At 63.0% G+C, this 14,532-nt stretch carries 17 protein-coding genes and 1 tRNA gene; 9 read left to right on the top strand and 9 right to left on the bottom strand.

What is annotated here, in order from left to right:
* Window positions 1–35: 35 nt before the first annotated feature.
* From GGR13_RS15795 to GGR13_RS15780, 4 genes are all read right to left on the bottom strand, one after another.
* Window positions 36–446 (bottom strand): c-type cytochrome, encoded by a 411-nt coding sequence (locus GGR13_RS15795; protein WP_183214554.1) that lies wholly within the window; start codon window positions 444–446, stop codon window positions 36–38.
* A 57-nt stretch (window positions 447–503) separates the two neighbouring features.
* Complete coding sequence (locus tag GGR13_RS15790; protein WP_183214553.1) at window positions 504–1,469, bottom strand: L-lactate dehydrogenase; 966 nt, start codon at window positions 1,467–1,469, stop codon at window positions 504–506.
* Entirely contained in the window at window positions 1,466–2,533 is a 1,068-nt protein-coding gene (locus GGR13_RS15785; protein ID WP_183214552.1) for a sensor histidine kinase, read from the bottom strand. Before GGR13_RS15785 ends, GGR13_RS15790 begins: the two co-directional genes overlap by 4 nt.
* 69 nt (window positions 2,534–2,602) lie before the next feature.
* Window positions 2,603–3,253: a BON domain-containing protein gene (locus tag GGR13_RS15780; RefSeq protein ID WP_183214551.1), complete on the bottom strand. Its 651-nt coding sequence runs from the start codon at window positions 3,251–3,253 to the stop codon at window positions 2,603–2,605.
* Window positions 3,254–3,412: 159 nt separating this feature from the next.
* On the opposite strand from GGR13_RS15780, the gene GGR13_RS15775 reads away from it, so the two are divergent.
* On the top strand, window positions 3,413–3,712 hold the full coding sequence (locus GGR13_RS15775) for a hypothetical protein (RefSeq protein ID WP_183214550.1): 300 nt from the start codon (window positions 3,413–3,415) through the stop codon (window positions 3,710–3,712).
* A gap of 2 nt (window positions 3,713–3,714) precedes the next feature.
* On the opposite strand, the gene GGR13_RS15770 is transcribed toward GGR13_RS15775, so the two are convergent.
* Both GGR13_RS15770 and GGR13_RS15765 read right to left on the bottom strand, forming a co-directional pair.
* Window positions 3,715–4,245, bottom strand: coding sequence for a pyridoxamine 5'-phosphate oxidase family protein (locus GGR13_RS15770; RefSeq protein WP_183214549.1), 531 nt, complete (start codon window positions 4,243–4,245; stop codon window positions 3,715–3,717).
* Between the two features lie 78 nt (window positions 4,246–4,323).
* Window positions 4,324–5,085: a helix-turn-helix domain-containing protein gene (locus tag GGR13_RS15765; RefSeq protein ID WP_183214548.1), complete on the bottom strand. Its 762-nt coding sequence runs from the start codon at window positions 5,083–5,085 to the stop codon at window positions 4,324–4,326.
* Window positions 5,086–5,412: 327 nt separating this feature from the next.
* Here GGR13_RS15765 and GGR13_RS15760 point away from each other — a divergent pair, with 327 nt between their 5' ends.
* The 6 genes from GGR13_RS15760 (at window position 5,413) to GGR13_RS15735 (ending at window position 11,383) form a co-directional block, all read left to right on the top strand.
* Window positions 5,413–6,246, top strand: a complete 834-nt coding sequence (locus GGR13_RS15760; protein WP_183214547.1) for a universal stress protein — start codon at window positions 5,413–5,415, stop codon at window positions 6,244–6,246.
* A complete protein-coding gene (locus GGR13_RS15755) occupies window positions 6,243–7,358 on the top strand; it encodes an Acg family FMN-binding oxidoreductase (RefSeq protein ID WP_246347923.1) in 1,116 nt (371 codons plus the stop codon). The genes GGR13_RS15760 and GGR13_RS15755 overlap by 4 nt, the downstream gene beginning before the upstream one ends.
* Window positions 7,355–7,720 carry a hypothetical protein gene (locus GGR13_RS15750; protein ID WP_183214546.1) on the top strand — a complete coding sequence of 122 codons (366 nt, stop codon included), beginning with the start codon at window positions 7,355–7,357 and terminating at the stop codon, window positions 7,718–7,720. Before GGR13_RS15755 ends, GGR13_RS15750 begins: the two co-directional genes overlap by 4 nt.
* Window positions 7,717–8,433, top strand: a complete 717-nt coding sequence (locus GGR13_RS15745) for a DUF6544 family protein (protein WP_343060453.1) — start codon at window positions 7,717–7,719, stop codon at window positions 8,431–8,433. The genes GGR13_RS15750 and GGR13_RS15745 overlap by 4 nt, the downstream gene beginning before the upstream one ends.
* Window positions 8,426–9,943: a succinyl-CoA:acetate CoA-transferase ScpC gene (scpC, locus tag GGR13_RS15740; RefSeq protein ID WP_183214544.1), complete on the top strand. Its 1,518-nt coding sequence runs from the start codon at window positions 8,426–8,428 to the stop codon at window positions 9,941–9,943. The genes GGR13_RS15745 and scpC overlap by 8 nt, the downstream gene beginning before the upstream one ends.
* A 372-nt stretch (window positions 9,944–10,315) precedes the next feature.
* Window positions 10,316–11,383: a patatin-like phospholipase family protein gene (locus GGR13_RS15735; RefSeq protein WP_183214543.1), complete on the top strand. Its 1,068-nt coding sequence runs from the start codon at window positions 10,316–10,318 to the stop codon at window positions 11,381–11,383.
* A gap of 192 nt (window positions 11,384–11,575) precedes the next feature.
* Here GGR13_RS15735 and GGR13_RS15730 read toward each other — a convergent pair whose 3' ends face one another.
* Window positions 11,576–12,397, bottom strand: a complete 822-nt coding sequence (locus GGR13_RS15730) for a hypothetical protein (protein WP_183214542.1) — start codon at window positions 12,395–12,397, stop codon at window positions 11,576–11,578.
* A gap of 342 nt (window positions 12,398–12,739) precedes the next feature.
* Here GGR13_RS15730 and GGR13_RS15725 point away from each other — a divergent pair, with 342 nt between their 5' ends.
* Window positions 12,740–13,333, top strand: coding sequence for a hypothetical protein (locus GGR13_RS15725; protein ID WP_183214541.1), 594 nt, complete (start codon window positions 12,740–12,742; stop codon window positions 13,331–13,333).
* Between the two features lie 295 nt (window positions 13,334–13,628).
* Here the strand turns inward: GGR13_RS15725 and GGR13_RS15720 are convergent.
* Window positions 13,629–13,718 (bottom strand) — tRNA-Ser (locus tag GGR13_RS15720).
* A gap of 3 nt (window positions 13,719–13,721) precedes the next feature.
* Window positions 13,722–13,847, bottom strand: coding sequence for a hypothetical protein (locus GGR13_RS16820; RefSeq protein WP_281380623.1), 126 nt, complete (start codon window positions 13,845–13,847; stop codon window positions 13,722–13,724).
* A gap of 11 nt (window positions 13,848–13,858) precedes the next feature.
* On the opposite strand from GGR13_RS16820, the gene msrA reads away from it, so the two are divergent.
* On the top strand, window positions 13,859–14,524 hold the full coding sequence (gene msrA / locus GGR13_RS15715; protein ID WP_183214540.1) for a peptide-methionine (S)-S-oxide reductase MsrA: 666 nt from the start codon (window positions 13,859–13,861) through the stop codon (window positions 14,522–14,524).
* Window positions 14,525–14,532 lie beyond the last annotated feature (8 nt).

Raw genomic sequence — 14,532 nt, 5'->3', positions numbered from 1 at the left:
GCCTCATTGCTCCTGAGTCAGAACGGGACGTTCATTCAGCCTTTCGACACCGGAACGGACTTGAGAGTCCCGAGATAGGCAATCAGATCGTCGATCTCGCTGGCCCGGAAGACATAAGGCGGCATGGCGGGATGGGTCGTCACGAGGCCTGCAGCAAAGGCCGCTTCCAGGTCGTTCAAAGACCGACGACGGACAATGTCACGAAATGGTGGTGCAGCCGTGAGGGCGCTGGCACCCGTTGGGTCGATCGCATGGCAACTCGCGCATCCGACGACTGCGATTGCCCGACCTCGCGATGCGGCCTCGATCTCAAACGCCGCTGAAAGGGAGGGCGGCGTGGTTGTTGCCAGAGCCGCGACGTTTGTCGGCTCAGCCGTTCCACAAGCCGCAAGCAACAGGAACGTCAGGACGGTAGCGGCACGGGTGGTCGATGATTGTGTAGCCATGATGTCAACAAGGCCTACGGTTCGTCTGACTGTCGTTGATGCAGGTCAACGGTGCGATCAACGCGCGGATGCCGTGCCGGACAGGGAAGCAAAGGCAGTTTTCAGCACAGTGCCTGAGGCTACCAATGCGACGGCCTCATGCGGATCGAGGTCTGGCATGAGAACTCTCTCCACGCCGCCCGCGCCGACAATGCAGGGAAGGCTGAGGCAAAGGTCCGTCAGGCCATATTGCCCGGTCAATTGGGTCGAGACTGGTAGGACCGCCCGCTCGTCCCGGACGACAGCCTCGCAGATGCGCACGATGGCCGTCGCAACGCCGTATGAGGTGTAACCCTTGCCCTTGACGATGTCGTAGCCCGCCAGCCGGACCTGGCGCGCAATCGCGGGTCGGTCGAGGTCTCCGGTTTCGAGGCAGAACCGATCCAGGGTCTGTCCGCCGATCCGGATGGTGGAGAAGGCTGTTACCTCGCTGTCGCCGTGCTCGCCCAGAACGAAGCCCTCGATCGAGCCGGGTGAGACCTTCAGTGTCTCGGACAGGGTCTGCTTGAGGCGGCTGGTGTCGAGCAGAGTGCCTGTGCCGAGGACCTGCCTCGGCGGAAGACTGGAGCGGCGCAACGCCACGAGCGTCATCAGGTCGACGGGGTTGGCTGACACCACGATGAGGCCGCGGAAGCCCAAGTTCATCAGCGAGTCCACGCATTCCGACACGATCGCCGCGCTTTCGGTGGCCACCGACAGGCGGGTTTGCGCACCGTGGGTCACGCCTCCCGCCGTTATGACCGCGATGCCCGCGCTGGCGGCGTCGGCGTAGTCGCCCGCCCGGACGTGGGTGGGCCGCGTCAGGGCGTTGGCGTCGGCGATGTCGGCGGCCTCTGCCTCGGCCAGGGCGCGATCCTTGTCGATCAGGATGATCTCGCGGAACAGGGCGCGGAGCATCAAGGCATAGGCCGCCGTCGCTCCGACATGGCCTGCGCCGATGATCGCAATCCGGTCGTGGTCAAGGTCAGCGGGTTGGGCTTTCATACTGCAGGCTTTGAAGCTGCGGTTGGCCTGCAGACGATCGAGACGCGCACGCCGGGGCTGGAATCCGTGATGTCGATAACGGCACCCAGTTGGGTAGCGAGGGCCTGGATGATCCCCGTCCCCAGTCCTGGCTTTGCATTCTTCGGGTCGTGCGGCATGCCAACCCCATCGTCACTGACCGTCAGGGTCCAGCCATCACCGTGGGCCCGGTAATCGACATCGATCCGCCCATCCCGATCGTTGGGGAAGGCGTGCTTTAGGGCGTTGATCACCAGTTCGGTGACGATCAGGCCCAGGCTGACCGACTTGCCCGAGGAGGCAATGCTGTCATCGACCTTGACGATGAGGGCGAGCTGATTGTGGTCCCGGATCATGGAGTCGCCGATGCTTCTGCACAGATCGGTGAAATAACCCCTCAGTTCGACGTCACCGAGCTCTGATCCCGCGAGCTGACGCTGGACAGCAGCGACCGACATGATCCGCTGATGGGCGTCGCGGAGATGGGTGCGACTTTCATCCGAACCGACCTTCCGGATGCCCTGCATCAGGACACTTGCGATGATCTGCAGGCTGTTGGCAGTGCGATGCTGGACCTCCTGAACGAGGATGGCCTTGTCCCGGATCAGGTCGTCCTTCTGACGGATCAGGTCTTCTGTCTGCCGTCTTTGAACCTGCGCTTCGGTGATATCCTGAATGGACATCAGCAACCGAATGTCGTCCGCGTCGTCATAGACGAGCCTCTGGACATTCAGGATCAGCCGGCGCGAGCCTGTGCCGGCGTTAAGGTCCATCTCATAGGCATTGATCGAAGCCTGGCCGAAGGCCGTCGCCATCAACAACGATCGGAGTTGGGGCACATTCCATTCGCCCCCACCCAGGTCGGCGAGGCGTGCGCCCGGAATGTCCTCGAGACCCACGTTGAAGGCTTCAAGGAAACTCTGGCTTGCAGCCACGATTGTCAGGTTGCCGTCCAGCAAAAGCACTGGCGCGACCGAAGCCGAGATGAGCGACAGGGCGAGGGTCAAGGCGATGTCGGAGGGTGGAGCGAGGGACGACGTCGGCATGTATAGTCCACCCCTAGGGGACCACGGTCTCGGCCGGGCAACATGCCCGGCCGAAAGCGAAAGGCCGTGTCAGGCCGCGACAATAGTCTGGTCATTGACGGCATAGACGCCGGGTGCAGCCCAGGCGGCGTGTTCGATGACCGAACGCTCTGGCCAGGACTTCACGTGGCCTGTCAGATTGACCTTGCCGCCGTCGATCGAGACCTTGATGTTCCCGGCCTCGATCTGGCCCTGACGCTCCAGAGCGTCCTTGATCAGTTTGTGGACATCCTCAGGCTGGATCCGGTTCTTGAGCGTGATGTCATTGGTGATCTGGCGAACACCATAGAGCCGATGAATAGCCCGAGCGGCCGCGGCCCGCTGGAAGTCCCACTCGACCTCGCCGGTCAAGGTGACATAGCCATCTTCGACGACAAGCTGGATGGACTTGTCCGGCACCATCACGTCCCATTCCAGGCTCGAGATGGCTCGCTTGGCGATCTCGTCATCGTCCAGGCCAACATCCCCAAAGGGTCTGACGTCGATGTTTTCCGCAACACCATGAACGCCGCGCACGCGCAGGGCAGTCTGCTCGGCGTCCAGCTTTTCGGCGTAGTTGGCGACCGATCCGCTGAGGGTGATAACGCCGTCATTGGCTGAGACGCCGATCGATGTAGCGTCCAGGCGGGGGTCCCAGGACAGTTCGGTTTCGACACGTTCTTGAAGGGTCTTGTTCTTCATGGCTGTTCTCCGAAAACCCGGCAGGGCCCGGCCCGGCGGGCCCGATCTCGTGGCGGTGGTCGTCTGTTAGGAGGATCGACGTTCGCAAACCTTGATCCAGATCACCGACTTTGATTTCCCGATCCGGTTGGATGGCGCGTCATCAAACGGAGCCTCCACATGACCCACACCACCTTGAAGACCCTGAGCCGCGACCTTCATGATCTTGCCGATGAAGCGACCGATCATCTGAAGGACGCAGCCCGCAAGACCGGGTCGGACGCGAGCGACGCCGTGACCCGATCTACCAAGGCCATCACTCGCGCCGCCGATCGTTTGCGTGACGAAGCCGAGAGTTCAGCCGCGACGGCGCGCGCCCAAGTTTCGGAAACCGTACGGGCCTATCCGGTAAGTACCGGGGCGATCATTGTCGCGGCCTTGCTTGCGACATTTGCTCTGGTTCGCCTCTCTCAATCCTGATGTCAGAACAAGCGGGCCTCGGCGCTGACCGCGCCGGGGCTCGTGATTTCATCAGAAGAGACGTCGTCCATGGAAAAGCACTCGGTCTGACTCCGTCCGGCCGATGCCCGGATCAAGCAGATCAGGTCAGGTTTCAGCCCAACGATCGCGATCGAGCTGGTGGCCGGGCAATAGACGCTGACCTGCGGCCAACGCGCGAACATGAGGCGATTCAGGCGCTCGACCTCGTTGGGTTCGCTGACCTCCGTCGCGCGCCCAGCCATTGAGACGCCAACGGCACCGTCAACATCTGTGCCAGAATTGATCGCAATCGAGACACGCGGATCCTTTTGCAGGTTGATCAGCTTCTGGCTCTCGCGTCCGGTGACGAAATACAGGTTCAGGCCTTCGTTGAGGTAGCCGACGGTCGTCACCTGCGGCCAGCCATCTGTCCGGATAGTGGCGACGCTCATCAGCCGCTCGTGGTCGAGCAGCCGCTCGATCGTTTGCAATGCGGCTCCGTGAATGAGCGGATAGGGGGCATGGGTGTTCATAGGTCTGGCGCTCCGTTGAGGTTGCTCGTCTACCGTTCACAGGCGATGCAAACCTTGATCTGGCACAACGGATACCGCCTAGACCTCGCCCGCGGCATGCTGGCGTAGCCGTTCTGGTCGCTCGACGATCAGCTCGTGTGGAGATGTCGTCGAGATCAGACCCTTGACCTTCATTCGTGTCAGGACGCGGCTAACGGTTTCAATCGTCAGGCCCAGGTAGTCTGCGATCTCGGCGCGCTTCATGGGCAGGCGGACGTGACCGGGTGCGCTCGGGCGAGTGGGATCATGGCCGGGCAGGTCGAGCAGGAAGGACGCCATCCTCTCGATAGCCGTCTTTCGGCCCAGCAGCAGCATCTGGTTCTGCGCCGCCGCCAGTTCATGAGACGTCCGATGAAGCAGCATGTGCTCCAGCGGCGGCGAGCGCGCGACGAGGGCGCTGAACGGACCCTTGCGGAAGCGGCAGACCGTGGAGGCCTCCATTGCCTCGGCTGAGAAAACATAGAACTCGCTGATCGCGAGCCCCAGAAAGTCGCCCGCGAACAGGAAACCTGTGATCTGCCTGCGGCCGTCCGGCAGCAGCTTGTAGACCCGCAACGATCCCGCTGTGATGTTGAACACGTGAGGTGCCGGATCGCCTTCGCGGATCAGGACGGCCCCGGATTTGAGCTTTATCACTTCGGCAAGCTCGCCCAGGCGTTGAAGGTCCGAAATATCGGCGGTACCGCAAACGCTGAGCGCGCGGGCACCACAGTTGCTGCAGTCGCTGCTTTGAGCCCGGTCGACACAAGCCGCCACGGGCGGTGATCTCTGCACAAGCGAAGGCTCCAGGGCAATGATCATGAATCATCATGCGCCTGATTTTGGTGTTTACCGAGTCAGTTTATTAAGTTCAGGCAAATGAGAAATATTAATGGCTAAGCTTATGCTTCCACTGCAGGCAGGGTCTAAAAGGTAAGGTTTCAGAAATTTATTTATTGAGATGGATAAGTCAATCATCTCTATCAATATGGATTGTCAACTCCGACAGAGTGAAGGCTGACCGGTATTCCGGGGGCGGCATTATCGGCAGTTTGCCACTTCCCATTACGTTCCGTCTGAATCGTTGATCTTGATCAAGGCGCCGAGGGCTCCAACCGTCTTTCGTCGTGGCGAACGGGATACGATGACATGCGCTTCGCCAGTCTTCTGGTCTATGTGGACGAAGGGCCGGAGGCCACGGCACGCGTCGCCCTGGCCTGCGCGATTGCAGGTCTTTCAAAGGCCCATGTGATTGGTCTTGCAGCCAGCTCGCCGGATACCCCGCCAGTCGATCCCTATGCGGGCGGTGCCATGCTGGGCGAAATGCTGGGTCTGCTTCGCGACATCTCGGAAGCGGATGTCGCCCGGGCCCAGTCGCTTTTCTGGGACGCGGTTGGGGGATATGCCGATCATGCAGAGTGGCGAGGCGATGTCGGCTACCCTTCAGATCTTGTCATCCAGGCGCTTCGGGCCGCAGACATCGCAGTTTTGGGACGCCGGGATCCGGCGTACTCGCCGGCGCGATCGCCCGATCCCGCGGATGTTCTGCTGTCATCAGGTCGCGCCGTTCTCATCGTGCCGCCAAGGATGCCAAGAGGCCCGATTGGCGCGCCAGCCATCGTCGCATGGAAGGACTGTCGCGAAGCCCAGCGCGCGGTCGCCTCAGCCCTGCCGATCCTGGCGGCGTCTTCGATCGTGCACGTTATCGAGGTCTGTGCGGCCGATCAGGCAGAGGAAGCCCGGTTGCGTGTCGAAGACGTTGCCGTATTCCTTGGTCGGCACGGCATCGTCGCCAGTGCCCAGATCGTGGTCGGTGATGGCCGGCCGAGGTGCGACCAGATCATCGCGTTCGCCACGGGACACGGGGCGGGGCTGATCGTAGCGGGCGGATATGGTCATGCGCGGTTGCGCGAGTGGGTGCTGGGTGGTGTGACTCACGGCCTGCTGGACCGCTCGCCAATCTGCCTGTTGCTGAGCCATTGACCCGCTCTTCGGGTGCCATGGGTCGCAGAGCTCTGCTGATTGGCGGGGCCGCCGTTGTCGCGGGCGGGGCAGGAGCCGCGTGGGTCGGCACGCGGAACATGGGCTCGATGGGCGAATATGATGCGAGCGTTGCGCAACTCCGTTCCGTCCTGTCCGCCCAACCCGCACTCACTGATCTCGTCCGATACGCGACGTTGGCTCCCAATGGACACAACACACAGCCGTGGAGGTTTCGCTTCAGCGAGGGCAAGATCGATATCCTGCCTGATATTGCCCGCCGGACGCCAGTCGTCGACCCTGACGATCACCATCTGTTTGTCAGCCTGGGCGGCGCGGCAGAGAACCTCGCACTTGCCGGCGCGGCGAGGGGGCGTCCGGGTGAAGTCATTTTCACACCAGGCGGGCTGGGCGGGATTGCGTTCGCCTATGGCGAGGCCCCGCCAGCCAGCTCGGCCCTGTTCGATGCGATCCCGGTCCGGCAGTCGACACGTGCGGACTACGACGGACGATCGGTCAGCGTGGTCGACCTCAATGCCCTCGCAACTGCTGCGCAGATCCCGGGCGTCGATGTCCTTCTGGTCACCGACCGTTCAAAGATCGATCAGGTGCGGGACCTGGTCATCCAGGGAAACACGAAGCAGCTAGAGGACGCGGCGTTCGTGCGCGAACTCAAATCCTGGATCCGATTCAATCCGCTTCAGGCCATGTCATCTGGAGACGGCCTGTTCAGCGTCGCGAGCGGCAACCCGCCCCTGCCGACCTGGCTCGGCTCGACGATGTTCGATGCCACTTTCAAACCCAAGGCCGAGAACGACAAATACGCAAGCCAGCTCAACACCTCGGCTGGCATCGCCGTCTTCGTCGGGGAACGTGAGGATAGGGACCACTGGACCCGCGTCGGCCGGTCCAGCCAGCGGTTCGCCCTCCAGGCGACGGCGCTGGGCCTGAAATGCTCCTACATCAACCAGCCTGTGGAGGTCGCGGGTCTGAGGCCAGAACTCGCCTCCCTGATCGGCATGGCGGGCCGCCGTCCGGACCTCATCATGCGCTTCGGATACGGACCCACTTTGCCATACTCCGCTCGTCGTCCTGCAAGTCTGGTATCGGCATGACCGAGCATCCGCTGGCCCTGTCCGCCGCTCGCGGTCTGCATACTCTGATCTATGGCGTGATGGCTGTCGCAACGGTCGGGTTGCTCTACGTGGGCATCACGGGACGATTCCTGCCGTCTCTCTGGGTCTTTGTCCCGCTTCTCTCGGTCGAGATCGTCGTCTTTGCTGCGAGTGGCCTGAAATGTCCCCTGACAGGCCTGGTCGATCGGTACGCGGGCGCGGGGGTCCACATGGCTGACACCTATCTGCCGGAGACGCTGACACGCCACACCCTGGCAATCTTCGGGCCGATCCTGCCCGTCGCCTTCATGCTGTTGGCAGCGCGCTGGGCAGGATTGATCACACAAGGGCCTGGACAATGACTGTCATCATGCCGCTAGCACCGAGCCCAAATGCAATCCTCGCCGGACTGCCGAAGGCTGTGATTGATCTGGCGGATCGGCTGGGAGCGCAAGCGAACTGTCGCGCGACTGTCGCCCTTTCGCAGTCTGGGCGTATGCGCGCATCCGCTGGCGCAGCCTGGCAAGCCTTCACCGCCGAGCAGATGATCGACACGACCCAATGCGCGTTCGACTGGAGAGCCCGAAGTGGACCGCTTGGTATGGTCCATATCCGGGACGCCCTGATCGACGGAGCTGGTCAGCTCGATGTACGAGCGTTGGGTCTGGTGCCTCTGGCCCAGGTCCTTCCGTCCGCCGAACTGACGCGGGGTGAGCTGATCCGCTATCTGGCCGAGATCGCCCTGGCACCCGATGCAATCCTGCAAAACCCTGACATTCGGTGGAGTGACGAGGGCGAGCGCCGTCTTATCGCCGCAGCGGGGTCCGGACCGACCGCCGCCGAGGTTGTCCTGACGCTTGATCGCGAAGGCAGGATCGGAGAGGCCTATGCCCCGGAGCGTGGGGCGCTGGTCGACGGTGTCACCGTCCTGAAGCCCTGGCGCGGCGTATTCTCGGACTACCGGCTCCACAACGGCGTTTGGCTGCCATTCTTCGGCGAAGTCTCCTGGGGCGGCCCCGAGGGCGAATGGGCCTACTGGCAGGGCCACATGCAGACCTGGTCCCGCCGTGGATAGGTCCCGAATCCACAGTGCGGTTCACCGCGCAAAGGTCATGTCGGCGGACGACGCGGCCCTACTGATTGCCCCCGACACCACGGTAGGCCTCAGCGGTTTCACCGCCTCCGGCTATCCGACGGCAGTGCCGCTCGCATTGGCTGCGCGGATCGAGGCCGAGCACACGGCAGGGCGGCCCTTCAAACTGCGCATATGGACGGGGGCCTCCACGGGGCCCGAGCTGGACGGTGCACTCGCCAAAGCGGACGGCATCGAGTTTCGCCTGCCGTACAACTCCGACCCCACCTGCCGTGACAAGATCAATCGCGGCCAGATGGAGTATTTTGACATGCACCTGAGTCAGGTTGCCCCGGCCGCATGGCAGGGCATCCTGGGACCGCTCGACACCGCCATCATCCAGGTGACCGGAGTTCGCGAGGATGGCGCGCTGATCCCGGCGTCTTCGGTCGGCAACAACAAGACCTGGCTGGACCGGGCGAGCCAGGTGATCCTTGAGGTGAACCACTGGCAGAGCCCAGACCTCCTGGGCATGCACGATATCTATTACGGCGCGGCCCTGCCGCCGAACCGGGTGCCGATCCCGCTGATCCGTGCCGGTGACCGGATCGGCGAGCCATGTTTCCGCTGCGATCCCGATAAGATCGCGGCCATCGTGGAGACCGATAGACCGGACAGAAATGCGGGATTTACGACGCCGGATACCGACGATCTGGCGATTGCCGGACACCTGCTGGAATTCCTGGAGCATGAAGTCAAAAGGGGCCGATTGCCGCCTTCCTTGTTGCCGCTGCAATCGGGCGTCGGCAACACAGCCAATGCCGTGCTGACCGGCCTGATCAACGCGCCTTTCGATGACCTCACCGCCTATACCGAGGTCATTCAGGATGGGATGATGGCTCTGCTGGACAGCGGAAAGCTTCGCATGGCGTCATCCACCGCACTCAGCCTCAGCCCGGATCTTAGCGAGAGCGTGAACCGGAGAATGGGCGAGTACGGCGACCGGATCATCCTGCGTTCGCAGGAGATCAGCAACCACCCCGAATTGATCCGTCGCCTCGGCGTCATTGCCATGAACGGGATGATCGAGGCCGACATCTATGGCAACGTTAACTCGACCCACGTCATGGGCTCACGAATCCAGAACGGCATTGGCGGCTCCGGCGACTTCGCCAGGAACGCTTACATCTCGGTCTTCATGAGCGCGTCGACGGCCAAAGGTGGCGCAATATCAACCATCGTGCCGAGTGTTTCGCACGTCGATCACATCAACCAGGATGTCCAAGTCATTGTCACAGAGCAGGGACTGGCCGATCTCCGGGGGCTGTCGCCCAAGCAACGGGCCAGGGCTGTAATCGAGACCTGCGCACACCCCGACTATCGGCCGATGCTCGCGGACTACCACGCGCGGGCGCTCAAAGGATCCTACGGTCTCCAAACGCCAATGCTGCTGGAAGAGGCGCTGTCATGGCACGCCAGGTTCGTGCGCTCGGGTTCCATGCGGCCCGACTGAATGATGAGCGTGACAGTCATCGTAAGGCCCTACATCCAGATCTACCTCACATGAGCCGGCGGGACGGTCGCAAAGGGCTTTCGGCCGAGCTCAAGAGCCCTTTGGACGCTCGATGCGCAGTGGAGAAAGGACACCTTTTGGTATTTCACCCTGATCCCGGTATCCCGACAGCATGCCGCCATTGATCCATTGTACTTGCACAGCGCGGACCCCGCGAACGCGGAGGCAGGTCGGCCGGCTTGAGCGATTGACGCTCGCCGCAGAACCGAGCCTTCAAGGTTACAAAGCTGGTCCGCCTATTCGCGGGTCCGTGTCGTGAGCGCAGCCGACTGGCGCAGGCGGTTCCGACGAATCGCACCACCGTCTCCGGCCATGAAAGCCGACCCTGCGGGCATGGGGCCGGTGCGGTTTGTCGATAACGATGCCGAAGACGGATTGGTGAGGCTGTTTGGGGACCTTCCGCCGCGCGAGCCGGGCAACGAACACGTTTGTCTCAAGGTGTTGGCGTTATCTGGAGGTGGGTCCGGGGGGGCGTTCGGCGCGGGTGCCTTGGTCGGACTTTCCCAAGCGGGTACGCGGCCTACATTTGACGTGGTTACCGGAGTGAGCACCGGAGCCTTGATCGCACCTTTCGCCTTTCTCGGGTCAGACTGGGACGACAGGCTGACGGCGGCCTATTGTGGCGGCCAGGCCTCCGATCTGCTGTCGCTGGGGGCGCTTCGGCCGGGACCAAGTCTGTTCGGGGGCGAAGCCCTGGCGGGGCTGGTCAGTCGCTATGTCGACGAACCCATCCTCGCGGCGGTGCGCGAAGCTCACCTGTCCGGAAGGCGGTTGTTCGTGGCGACGGCCAATCTGGATACGGAGTCGACCTCGATCTGGGATATGGGTGCCATCGCCTCTGAGGGAGGCGAGGCCGCCCTGGCGCTGTTTATCGACGTCCTCGTTGCGTCCGCCAGCCTGCCCGGTCTCTTTCCGCCCAGGATGATCACCGTCGAGAGCGGGGGCAAGATATGCGAGGAGATGCATGTCGACGGCGGGACGATAAGCCCGATGTTCGTGGTTCCCGAGCCTTTCCTGCTCAGCTCGGCCCGAGACTGGCCGGAGGCGAGCATCGAGGTTTACGCGCTGGTGAACACGACCCTCGAAGCCGACAGTCGCGCTACCCCAATGAGTGCAATTCCGATCCTGATCCGGAGTTTCGAGATGATGCTCCGGGCATCTTACCGAAACGCTCTGAGATCGGTCGCCGCCTTTTGCGAGATCAACGACTTCGCTCTGCACACGGCATCCATTCCGACTGATCGGAGCATGGGCAGCATGCTCCGGTTCGAGCCGCCCGTCATGGCGGCGATGTTCCGCTGTGGAGAGCAACTGGCTCGTGACGGCGTACTCTGGTCGACTGCAAGCCAAATCTTGCGGCGACGGTCAACTAGGGCCTGATTGAGTTCAGGGCGCAACCAGTCAACCCACTAGCGGGAATCTTTCGGGGAGTGGCGCTCATGCGCGAGCGGGCAAAAGATACTGAGCTCCACGCACCGCTATCGTCGGCACGTATGCTTCCAAGAATGGCGCTTAGGCGCACAAACTCCCCGTAGACCGTGTTGGGCGCGTGCGGTTCGAATGCCCCCACCATCACCAGCCCCGCCAGTCCCAGTCACCGATCGGTGGCAGCCGCTCAAACGGGGCTGATCCGTCCATCAGCGGATCCATCGCATCCGCCTGCTCCAGGGCCCAGGCTCGCCAGCCGGCATAATCCTCCCCTGTGGCTGCAGGAGAGGCATCCGCCGCCTGCACATAGGCCCGGATCGCCTCGGCCTCGTTCCGGCGCGCCGCCTGGGCGATCAGCCGGTCACGCAGGTCGCTCGCGGCCTTGTCATGGGCGGCCTTTTTCTTGCGCACGGCCTCCGCCGCCAGCCAGCGCTCATGTTCCCGGTCGCGCGCCTGGCGACGTTCGGCCTGCTCCGTCACCCCGGCCGCCAGATTGGCGACGATGGTCGTCAGCTGTTGCTCCAGAGGGACCTTCAGCTCGCGGTATTCGGTCGGGATCGTCAGCCAGTCCTTGATCTTGAGGATCAGGTCACCGGCCGGGACCGTGGCCCGAACCGTCGGACGATCAGGATACCATCGCAACTCGTCCTTTGTTGCCGGCCGTTGCACGATCTTGTTGCGCCCGTAGAGCCGGAACAGCACCTGGTCCTTGCCCAGGCCCACTGTCAGCCATTCGCGGTCCTCGCCGAGCGTCAGCCCCTGCGCTGCCAGTCCCTTCAGGATCGCACTGGTCAGGCGCAGCCGTCGCCGGGAAAGGGGTGAGGTCAGGTCCTCCAGCCCGCTGGTTCCCAAGCCATCGCGGCGATAGGCCCGCCGGCGGTCCTCGTCTTGTTTGACCCATCCCTGGACGATCGGATGGGCACCGCGCAGGTCGTTGGCGACCGTAATGTCTGGTCCCTCAAGCACGGCTGCGGCCGCGGTCTTGGCGGCAGCGGAGGGCTCAGGTTTAGGGGTTGGGATGTGATTTCGACCCGGTCAGCCTTGCCGGGGCGTTCAGGCAGGACGGGCTGGGAGGGGAGGGGCTTGCCGTGCTGCAGCTTGGCCCACCAGCCCCGGGGCGGAACCGGGATGTTGGCGGCGCAGCAGGCCGTGGCCAGGCCGACATCGGAGACGCCGAGGCTCTGGGCAACCGTACGCATCGGTTCAGTCCAGACTCGGTCATACAGGGCGCGGCGGGTGAAGACGTGGTGGGGCATGCGCTATGTCCAAGCGAGCACCCAGTCACATCCGCAGCGACTAGGTGCCGATTTGAAAGGCCGCCTCACCGAACTGGGCCAGATCCCGACCAACAATGACTGGAGGACAGCGCGTCAGGTCTTCCGTAAGGTCCATCTGAACCGGCAGGACATAACGATCAGCCTCGGCAAGGGTGATCTGGGCCCGGCCGCCATCGCCGCGCTTCGTGAGCGTCTCTCAGCGGGGCAGAAGCTGGTGGAGATCGGTGGCAAGGCCCAGAGGCTTGACCTGATCATCCCGGGCCGGCCGGTCTTCCGGGGCGGCCGCACCTGGCTGGCATCGCCAGACGGAGCCTCCATGGCCAGGCGGACCGCCGCCGATCCCACACTGCTGCAGGGACTGAAGCGGGCGCATAAGGTGCTTCAGGATCATCATGTGTCGCCGGTGACGACCATCGACCAGAATCGCAGCGCCAAAGGCATCGACGATTCCTACCTGCGCAGGATCGCCAACATCGCCTTCCTTGCCCCAGACATACAGGCCGCGATCGTGGAGGGCCGCCAGCCCGCGGGCCTCACCCTCGAAATGCTCCAGGACATGACGTTACCCATCGCATGGGCGGATCAGCGGGCCGCGCTGGGGTTCAGCCCGGCCTCGTCCCTGTAAAATTCCCTGCCCAACAGCAACGCAACAGCCGCTGACCCAATCACTGCGGGGCCGGCGAGCCCGGGCCCCGGATGGGGTGCAACCAAAACCCCGAAAATTCCCTGGTAAATTCCCTGTTAGCAGGGAAAACCGGAGTCAGCTTGGCGTGCCAGAGACTCCGGCCCGAAATGGCCTAAATCCACCCTGAAAATCTCGTATTACGTGCGCTAAACACGCCCGATTGGGCGCGAATAGTCGCGACTATTCCGTGGGTTCAAGTATCTGTTTTGTAGAGAGAAAAATCGCGAAAAGGCGGTGGCGGACAGAGAGGGATTCGAACCCTCGGTAGGCTTTCACCTACACACGCTTTCCAAGCGTGCGCGATCGACCACTCCGCCACCTGTCCGTTTCACACCACATAGCCTTGAGGCGTCATGCCGCGACCGGTCGGGGCCACGGGAAGGCGAGGCTGATAGAACACCCCGCACCGCTGGGCAAGCGCCACATGAGCCCCCATATGGTCATCGAACGCCAAGGAGTGATGTGATGAGCCTGCTGGACAAGCTATTTTCTGCCAAGACCCAGATGCCGACGCCCGAAACGGCCCTGCCAGGACGGCAGACGCCCCTGGACACCGATACCCACCACGTCGTCAGCGGCCATCCGCTGAAGGGGCCCTATCCCGAGGGTTTTCAGACGGCGGTTTTCGGCATGGGCTGTTTCTGGGGTGTCGAGCGGATCTTCTGGCAGATACCCGGCGTCTGGGTGACCGCGGTCGGCTATTCCGGCGGCGTAACGCCCAATCCGACCTATGAGGAAACCTGCACCGGCCGCACCGGTCAGACGGAAGTGGTTCAGGTCGTGTTCGATCCGTCCGTGGTCACCTATGGCGAGCTGCTCAAGGCATTCTGGGAAAACCACGACCCGACCCAGGGCATGCGGCAGGGCAATGACGTGGGCACGACCTATCGTTCGGCAATCTACTATGCGGACGAAACCCAGAAGGCCGCCGCGGAAAGCGCCCGCGAGGCCTATCAGGGCGCGCTGAGCGCGGCGGGTCGTGGTCAGATCACGACCGAGATCGCGCCGCTGGGGCCGTTCTACTACGCCGAGGGCTACCACCAGGGCTATCTGGCCAAGAACCCGAACGGCTATTGCGGCATTGGTGGTACCGGCGTGACCTGCCCGGTCGGCATCGGCGTTACGGCCTGATCGGACTG

Origin of the sequence: Brevundimonas variabilis (genome assembly GCF_014199945.1) — a bacterium.
GTDB classification, from domain to species: domain Bacteria; phylum Pseudomonadota; class Alphaproteobacteria; order Caulobacterales; family Caulobacteraceae; genus Brevundimonas; species Brevundimonas variabilis.
Note: the sequence above shows the minus strand (reverse complement) of the source record. Positions and strands in the feature narration are given on the sequence as shown.

What these genes read in the sequence shown, in the direction of transcription:
- GGR13_RS15795 (WP_183214554.1), bottom strand. Translation starts at nt 446, where the DNA reads ATGGCTACACAATCATCGACCACCCGTGCCGCTACCGTCCTGACGTTC.
- GGR13_RS15790 (WP_183214553.1), bottom strand. Translation starts at nt 1,469, where the DNA reads ATGAAAGCCCAACCCGCTGACCTTGACCACGACCGGATTGCGATCATC.
- GGR13_RS15785 (WP_183214552.1), bottom strand. Translation starts at nt 2,533, where the DNA reads ATGCCGACGTCGTCCCTCGCTCCACCCTCCGACATCGCCTTGACCCTC.
- GGR13_RS15780 (WP_183214551.1), bottom strand. Translation starts at nt 3,253, where the DNA reads ATGAAGAACAAGACCCTTCAAGAACGTGTCGAAACCGAACTGTCCTGG.
- GGR13_RS15775 (WP_183214550.1), top strand. Translation starts at nt 3,413, where the DNA reads ATGACCCACACCACCTTGAAGACCCTGAGCCGCGACCTTCATGATCTT.
- GGR13_RS15770 (WP_183214549.1), bottom strand. Translation starts at nt 4,245, where the DNA reads ATGAACACCCATGCCCCCTATCCGCTCATTCACGGAGCCGCATTGCAA.
- GGR13_RS15765 (WP_183214548.1), bottom strand. Translation starts at nt 5,085, where the DNA reads ATGATCATTGCCCTGGAGCCTTCGCTTGTGCAGAGATCACCGCCCGTG.
- GGR13_RS15760 (WP_183214547.1), top strand. Translation starts at nt 5,413, where the DNA reads ATGCGCTTCGCCAGTCTTCTGGTCTATGTGGACGAAGGGCCGGAGGCC.
- GGR13_RS15750 (WP_183214546.1), top strand. Translation starts at nt 7,355, where the DNA reads ATGACCGAGCATCCGCTGGCCCTGTCCGCCGCTCGCGGTCTGCATACT.
- GGR13_RS15745 (WP_343060453.1), top strand. Translation starts at nt 7,717, where the DNA reads ATGACTGTCATCATGCCGCTAGCACCGAGCCCAAATGCAATCCTCGCC.
- GGR13_RS15735 (WP_183214543.1), top strand. Translation starts at nt 10,316, where the DNA reads ATGAAAGCCGACCCTGCGGGCATGGGGCCGGTGCGGTTTGTCGATAAC.
- msrA (WP_183214540.1), top strand. Translation starts at nt 13,859, where the DNA reads ATGAGCCTGCTGGACAAGCTATTTTCTGCCAAGACCCAGATGCCGACG.